At 64.1% G+C, this 7,311-nt stretch carries 7 protein-coding genes and 1 pseudogene; 6 read left to right on the forward strand and 2 right to left on the reverse strand.

The window, feature by feature from the left end; all coding sequences use genetic code 11:
- Positions 1-68: 68 nt before the first annotated feature.
- Entirely contained in the window at positions 69-725 is a 657-nt protein-coding gene (locus PMI14_RS19380) for a 2'-5' RNA ligase family protein (protein WP_007857014.1), read from the forward strand.
- Between the two features lie 196 nt (positions 726-921).
- Here the strand turns inward: PMI14_RS19380 and PMI14_RS19385 are convergent, their stop codons facing one another.
- The gene (locus tag PMI14_RS19385) at positions 922-1,641 is read right to left on the reverse strand and encodes a helix-turn-helix domain-containing protein (RefSeq protein ID WP_007857015.1); all 720 of its coding nucleotides are present in this window, start codon (positions 1,639-1,641) and stop codon (positions 922-924) included.
- A 226-nt stretch (positions 1,642-1,867) separates the two neighbouring features.
- On the opposite strand from PMI14_RS19385, the gene PMI14_RS33640 reads away from it, so the two are divergent.
- The 5 genes from PMI14_RS33640 to PMI14_RS19410 all read left to right on the forward strand — a co-directional run bounded on the left by PMI14_RS33640 (position 1,868) and on the right by PMI14_RS19410 (position 6,951).
- The gene (locus PMI14_RS33640; protein WP_052024438.1) at positions 1,868-3,346 is read left to right on the forward strand and encodes a PAS domain-containing sensor histidine kinase; all 1,479 of its coding nucleotides are present in this window, start codon (positions 1,868-1,870) and stop codon (positions 3,344-3,346) included.
- Positions 3,343-3,984 carry a response regulator transcription factor gene (locus PMI14_RS19395; RefSeq protein ID WP_007857017.1) on the forward strand — a complete coding sequence of 214 codons (642 nt, stop codon included), beginning with the start codon at positions 3,343-3,345 and terminating at the stop codon, positions 3,982-3,984. Before PMI14_RS33640 ends, PMI14_RS19395 begins: the two co-directional genes overlap by 4 nt.
- A gap of 208 nt (positions 3,985-4,192) precedes the next feature.
- Entirely contained in the window at positions 4,193-6,160 is a 1,968-nt protein-coding gene (locus tag PMI14_RS19400) for a bifunctional diguanylate cyclase/phosphodiesterase (protein ID WP_007857018.1), read from the forward strand.
- 152 nt (positions 6,161-6,312) lie between these two features.
- Positions 6,313-6,534, forward strand: coding sequence for a hypothetical protein (locus tag PMI14_RS19405; RefSeq protein ID WP_146187903.1), 222 nt, complete (start codon positions 6,313-6,315; stop codon positions 6,532-6,534).
- Between the two features lie 12 nt (positions 6,535-6,546).
- Positions 6,547-6,951, forward strand: coding sequence for a hypothetical protein (locus PMI14_RS19410; protein ID WP_035204644.1), 405 nt, complete (start codon positions 6,547-6,549; stop codon positions 6,949-6,951).
- Here the strand turns inward: PMI14_RS19410 and PMI14_RS19415 are convergent.
- A pseudogene (locus PMI14_RS19415) lies at positions 6,937-7,311 on the reverse strand (phosphodiesterase); the annotation flags it as partial. The gene PMI14_RS19410 and the pseudogene PMI14_RS19415 overlap by 15 nt on opposite strands.

The following is a 7,311-nucleotide window of genomic DNA, read 5'->3' on the forward strand; positions in this document are numbered from 1 at the left end:
TTCCCGCAACGCACTGGACAAGCGGGCCCGCGAGCGCTAGTGTGGTGGCCAGTCCATGGAGCCATGCCATGCCACACCAGCTGTCATTGCCCGGGGTGGAGCCTGCCGAGCCACGCCCGTCCCGGCCGCACCCCCAGCCCGCCCCCGAGCGGCGTGCCCGGCCCCACCACCTCTTCTTCGCGGTGCTGGCAGATCCTGCCACGGCATGGAGCGCAGACCGCCTGCGCCGGGGCCTGATCGCACGCCACCAACTGGCCGGCAGTGAGGTGCGCACCGAGCGCCTGCACCTGACCCTGGTCTCGCTGAACTGGCATGCCGAGTTTTCCGAAGCCCTGGCCCTGTGGGCGGCGCGGGCCGCCAGCGGGGTGGACATGCCGGCCTTCAATATCCGGCTCGACCGTTTTCTGAGCTTTCACCGGCGCCGGGGCAACCGCCCGCAGGTGCTGTGCGGCGAGGGCGAGGGGGTGGCCGGCTTCCTTGCGCTGTACCAGGCGCTGCACGATGCGCTGCAGGCGGCCTGGCCGCAGCCGCACTTCGCGCGCAGCGCACCGGTCATCACGCCCCACATGACCTTGTACTACAGCCCCCGCGATGTGCCGGCGCACCCCGTGGAGCCGCTGTGCTGGACGGTGCGCGAGTTCCAGCTGCTGTACAACCGGCTGGGCTCGGGGGGCGCCTACCGGGTGCTGGGGCGCTGGGCGCTGGACCACCACCGATTCCATTAGGGCTCTATGCAGAGAGGCCCTTTGCAAATGGCGCAGTGAAGGCGTGGTTGCAGTGCGAGATGACCCCTTGCCGATCCGTCATCGATACCAGGGACTCGGTACCGGGATGGTCGTGCTCACGGTGGGTGACTGGAAGATTGATCTGCATGGGGAATCCGTCGCAGGAATGGGTGAGTGGCAGGAGGGGCAAGCCCTGCTAGTGCATGGCTCCTTGCGCCTCGTTGCCCAGCAACCTGCCTGCGTCAGCGATGCAAACGTGCCGCTGGTGTACCGTCAGAATTCCTTCCTGGGCCAGCCTGGAGAACAGCCGGCTCACGGTTTCGAGCTTCATCCCGAGGTAGGAGCCGATTTCCGCGCGCGTCATGCGCAGCACCAGCTCCGATTCCGAGAATCCGCGCGCATGAAGGCGCTTGACCAGGTTCAGCAGGAAAGTCGCCAGCCGCTCCTGCGCCCGCATGCTGCCCAGCAATAGCATCATCTGGTGCTCGCGAACGATCTCCCGGCTCATCGCCTTGTGCAGATGCTGTTGCATGACGGGCAGTTCACACGAGAGCTCCGCCAGCCGAGCATAGGGAATCGCGCATACTTCCGAATCTTCGAGCGCCACCGCATTGCCCATATGGCGCTCCGTGACGATCCCGTCCAGGCCCAGCATTTCGCCGGCCATCTGGAATCCGGTCACCTGCTCGTGCCCCGTTTCGGTGGCCAGGCCTGTCTTGAAAAAGCCGCTGCGCACGGTGAAGATGGCATTGAACGCATCGCCGTCACGAAACAGGTGCTCGCCCCGCTTGATCCGGATGCGCCGAATCGACAGCTGGTCCAGGCGCACCCGTTGCAATGGCTCCAGGTCCACGGGAAAGCACACATCGCGTTGTGTGCACTGGGAGCAGGTGGCGGTGGTGGAAGCGTTGGTCATGGTGCAGGTACCCGGTTGGTGCCTTGACTGTAGGCAGCCGGCCAGCATCTGGATGTGGGGAGTTCTCCACTGCGCCTGACGGGAGCTTCGGTCATGTTTCCTTGGCCAACCCAGCCCAACCGAACCTACAATGACCGAAAGAGGGTGGCGCGGCATGGGTGGTGCATCGGTGCATGCGCTACCTGCCGCCTGGTTCCAACAAGAGGCGTACCTCCATTTGACTGACATGCCGCCACTGCCGAGCGAGGTACAGACCGGGCTTTCCGACAGCGAAGCCCGGCTGAGGGCGTTGTTCGAATCGGCCATGGACGGCATCGTCACGATCGACGCAACGCAGCGCATCGTGCTCTTCAACAAGGCAGCGGAGCGCATGTTCCGCTGCGAGTCTGCGCAAGCGCTGGGCCACCCGATCACCCGCTTCATGCCCCAGCGATTTCGCGGGCAGCATGCGGCCCACGTCGAAGCATTCGGAACCACAGGCATCACCACCCGCCGCATGGGCTCCATCGGGGCCATCAGCGGCCTCAGGGCAGATGGGGAGGAGTTCCCCATCGAGGCATCCATCTCGCAGGTGGAGATTGCGGGTCAGAAGCTCTTTACCGTCATCCTTCGCGACGTCACCGAGCGCGTCCAGGCCGAGCTGCGTCTGCGCGAGCAGCAGGAGACCCTGGCCGCGGTGATCGATGCGGCCAGCGACGCGGTGATCAGTTGCGACGAGGAGGGGCGCATCGTGCTGTTCAACCCGGCGGCCGAACGCATTTTCGGGCGCACCGCCGCCAGCATGCTCAATCAACCGCTGGACTCGCTGATGCCCGAGCGTTATCGCAGCGGGCATGGCGCCGACCTGCATGGGTTTGTCGAATCCAAGGTCACGCGGCGTGCCATGGGCGCTGGCCGTGTCAAAGGCGTGCGCGCCGACGGAGAGGTCCTGGAGCTGGAAGCGTCCATTTCACGTGCGATGGTCAATGGCAAGCTGACCCTCACAGCGATCTTGCGTGATGTCACGCAAAGAGCCCGGGCAGAGGAAGCGTTGCTGCGCTACCAGAGTGAGTTGTCGGATCTGGCGCAGCAGCTCATGCACCAGGAAAAGGAGACGACACAGCGGCTCGCTCAGGCGCTGCACGACCAGCTCGGCCAGACGCTCACCGCGATCAGGCTCACATTTGATGCAACCCCCATGGGGGCTCAGGAGATTCAAGCCGGTGGGAAGGCCAGGCAGCAACTGGGTGGCCTGATCGACCAGGCGATCAAGCAGGTGCGGCAGGTCCTGGTGGATCTTCGCCCACCATTGCTGGACGATGACGGACTTGCAGCAGCCCTGGACAATGAATTGAGGTCACGCGACCTCACCCTTCCGGGCATCGACCTGTTGCTTGAAGTCGAGCCTGAGGTCGCTCGCATGCGATGGCCAGCCGATGCAGAGTACGCCGCCTTCATGGTCGCTCGGGAGGCCACCTCCAACGCCGTGCAGCATGCGAAAGCGACCCTTGTGAGGGTTGTTCTGAAAGGGGATGAAGGCCAGTTTCGGATCGATGTAGTGGATGATGGCCAGGGCTGGGCCCTGGATACGCAGATCGCTCGCCCAGGGCACCTGGGTGTGGTGGGCATGCGCGAACGCGCGCTTGCCACGGGCGCCCGCTTCAGTATCGCGCCGAACCCCGCAGGCGGCACCATTGTGCGGCTTGAGTGGGGAGGGCGCCCATGAGCAGACTTTATCTGGTGGACGATCACCTCATGGTTCGGGAAGGGCTGCGGGCGGTGCTGCAGATCGCGGGCCATGAAGTGGTCGGTGAGACGGCTGATCCCACCGTTGCCGTTGCCGACATCCAACGGTTGATGCCGGAGGTGCTGCTCCTGGACTTGAGCCTGGGGGGGCGGTCCGGATTCGAAGTGCTGGCCGACTTGCAGCGCCGCGCGCTGAGCGTGCGGACCGTGATGCTCACCATGTCGGCGCAGCCCCAGCATGTAGCCGAGTCGTTGCGAATGGGGGCTGCGGGCTATGTGTTGAAGGGCGCGCCCTCCAGCGAGGTGCTGCGCGCCATCGAGGTGGTGTTGCAGGGGCGCCGCTACCTTGGCCAGGAGGTGGCGGATCTGGCCGTGCAGGCCCTGACGGCGGATACAGATGTCGATCCTTTTGCGGCGCTGTCGCCCCGCGAGCGGCAGATCGTCGTCATGGTGGTCACAGGGCTGTCCAGTGCTGCCATCGGCCGAGAACTGCACCTCTCGCCCAAGACCGTGGATACCTACCGCAGCCGCCTCATGGGCAAGCTGGGAACCGCCAATGTGACCGCGCTGGTGCGTCTCGCAATGCGCCATCAATTGCTCGGAACGGACGCGCCATAGCCCGCATCGGGGGCTTCCACCCATCGGCGCAGTTGCCTGGATTGGCCGTCTGGCATCGGCTGCAAAAGATGCCAGCGTGCTTGCGCGTGTCGAGCTCCCCCCCACCCAGTCCATCAAGACTTCCCCACAGACCGGCCGGCCGGCCGTTTCTACACTGAACCATCTGGAGCGCGATCTGCTCGCTCCCGGTTCCTCTGCAAGGAAACATATGGCCGAGCAACACACTATCTCCATCGACGCACATGGCGCCCACCCGGCTTTTGGCACGGAGGTGGTCGGCATGCTGCTGCAGGCCATGCGGGAATCGCCCGCGCCGATGGTGTTGACCGAACCTGACGGATGCATTCTCAAGGTGAATGAGGCGTTCGAATGCGCGACCGGCTATGCAATCAACGAACTCGTCGGGCGCAGCCCGAGCATGCTGCGATCTGGGCTGCAAGGGCGCAGCTTCTACAGCACCATGTGGGCATCGCTGGGCAGCCAGGGGCGCTGGCAAGGCGAAATCTGGAACCGCCGCAAGGACGGCCAGTTGTCGCATGAGTATCTGACCATCGTCACGCTGCGTGGGTCGGATGGCGTGGCCGCCTACCATCTGGGCACTTATGCAGAGCAAGGGGCTCAGCTGACAGGCAGCGGTAGCGCGAGGCGGGACGCCGCCACGGATGCCACCACGGGTTTGCTCAGCCGCAAGGCATTCACCGAGGCTGCCGACCTCCTGAGCGAGAAGGCCGATGTCGTCCATGTCCTCGCGCTGGACATCGATGGCTTCACGGAACTCAATGAGCTGCACGGACTTGCCTCTGGCGATGCTGTGCTGCGCCAGATGGCACTGCGGTGCACGGAGGTCGCCGCTGCCGATGGCCGGCCTGCGGTGGTCGCTCGCGTGGGACCGGATGAGTTCGCGATCGCGTTGGCCGACTCGAATGCTGACAGCGGCGATGTGGTTCAGTCGTTCGCATCGCGCCTGTATGCGAAGACGGCCCTGGCTTTCGACCTCGGCGAGGGAAAGCACATACAGATCTCGGTCAGCGTGGGCCTGTCATCGTTGGCGCGGGGTTGCGCAAGCGCTGCCGAAGCCCTGCTCCATGCATCGGCCGCCCGTCGGGAGGCCGTGCCAGGTTTGCCCACGCTGCAGTGCTATGAAGCGCAAGATGGACAGCGCCGCATGGCGCTTGCATTGCGCGATGCGGTGCGCCTGAACCAGATCACGGTAGCGTACCAACCCAAGGTGGATCTGGCTTCGGGGCAGTTGTCGGGTGTCGAGGCGCTGGCCCGATGGGTACTGCCCGATGGCAGCAGTATTTCTCCCGGCGAATTCATACCACTGGCCGAGCGCCGTGGTTTGATCGGGCTGATTGGCGACAGCGTGTTGGAGCAGGCGCTGGCGCAACTCTCGTCCTGGCAGGCGCAGGGCCTGGCGGCGCCTGTCGTGGCTGTTAATTTCTCTGCGCTGCAGTTTCAGCGGCAGAACTACGTGCAGCACGTTGCACTGGCGCTCGACCGCCACGGCATTCCTGCCCGGTTGCTCGAAATCGAGCTGACCGAATCATTGCTGTTTGGCGATATCGACGCCGTCATGCAATCGCTGAAGTCGTTTCGCAACCTGGGGGTGACGCTCAGTATCGACGACTTCGGCACGGGCTATTCCTCCTTGGCCTACCTGCGTCGCTTTCCGGTGCAGTACCTGAAGATCGATCGGCAGTTCGTCTCGGCGATGGAGGACGACGCGAGCGCGTGCGAGATTGTGCGCCTCATTGTGGACATGGCCCACCGGCTGAATTTGCGCTGCATCGCCGAGGGGATTGAAACCGAAGCCCAGTTGAAGTTGCTCCAGTCGATGGGATGCGACGAGGGGCAGGGCTTTCTGCTTTCACGCCCACTGGATGCTTCGGCCACGCTGTCTGTCGTCTCTGGTCACCTTCCTTGGGCACCGATTTTCGGATCGGGGCACGCGGAAATGGAGGAGGTTGACCTGGATCAACTTGCCAAGCGAACAAGCGCCTCACAATCGGACCCTGCGCGTTGCAAAGGCGACATTGCTGATGGTTCATTCACGGAGAGGCCTTTCCAGGACATGCGAGCTGTAGCCGATACCTCTGGCGCCGCGCTGGAGCTCTTTCAGGAAAGCCAGTCCAGCGCCCCACCCTTGAGGAGCGAGTTGTGCCGGACAGGATGAACTCTGCCAGGCAGAACGCTGCCCCGCGCAGGATTTTGACGGTGCTACCGACCCGCAGGCGCAGGGAAGCTGTGCAGGCTGTTTGTCGAGTCCGCGATCCTACCTGTGTCATCACCGACCTTTCGAGTGTGACGGACGCGGTGCTGGTGCTCTTGAGCGAACCCGTCGATGTGATGGTGGTGGACATGGGGCTTGCGGGTGACATGCTTGGGGTGCTGCAGCACCATGCGCGCCGCTCCGCGCCCAGGGCAAAGATGGCATTGTTCCGGGGCGAGTTGCACTCGAGGGGGGCTTCAACCCCCGATGATCTGTTGCAAGGGCATCCCTGGTCGGACATGGAGGCGACCCTGGATCTCCTGCTTCAGGATGCCTGAGAAGGGGCTTCGATGCGTTACGCGTACCTTGTGGTTCAGTCTGGCGCGGAGAGTGCGCGTCGCCAGAGATTGCATGGCCCCGATGTGACCGCACAGGAACTGCTGCAGGAGCTCGATCAATTCCGTGCGTCGTTCGAGCGCTACTTCAGCGCCATGCCCTGGTTGGGTGCCAGTTGCCGACCAACGACGGACCCGATACAAGGGTGCACCTTGCAATTTGAATGCGCTCTTGATCGGCCGCTGGTGGATGATGCCTTGTGTGCCTTTTTCGCGCAGGTTGGTGGCTCCTTGCCCGCCCTGTCGCTGGAACTCCGGAGAAAGCCCGGGTATCCAGACAGCATGGTAGGTGGACAGCCGGCCTGGCTTTCCAAGGCCCTCGCCTGGGGCAACTGCACCATGCTTTTAGCGACCGGGTAATGCGAGGCCCGACCACAGCTCATCGAGGTCCGGAAACTTCCATTGGTCCGGGTCCTCGCGGGCAACGATCTTCTCTGTGCATTGCGGGTCGGCCAGATCGATGACCGCTGGCGGGATGCGCATGTCCGACTTGGTCGAGAAGAACACCTTCACCTTGGGCGAAGTCAGGGACTTTTGGCCCTGCTCGGCCACCACGCCGATGCGCCCGGAGGTCAGCCGCACCAGCGAGCCCACGGGGTAGATGCCGATGCTCTTGACGAACGCCTGGAAGAGGCGTGGGTCAAAATGCCCCTTGGTCCACTCGGCCATGCGGCGCAGCGACTCCGCCGGGTCCCAGCCGCGCTTGTAGGGGCGGTCGGA

The organism is Acidovorax sp. CF316 (assembly GCF_000276605.1).
Lineage (GTDB): Bacteria > Pseudomonadota > Gammaproteobacteria > Burkholderiales > Burkholderiaceae_C > Acidovorax.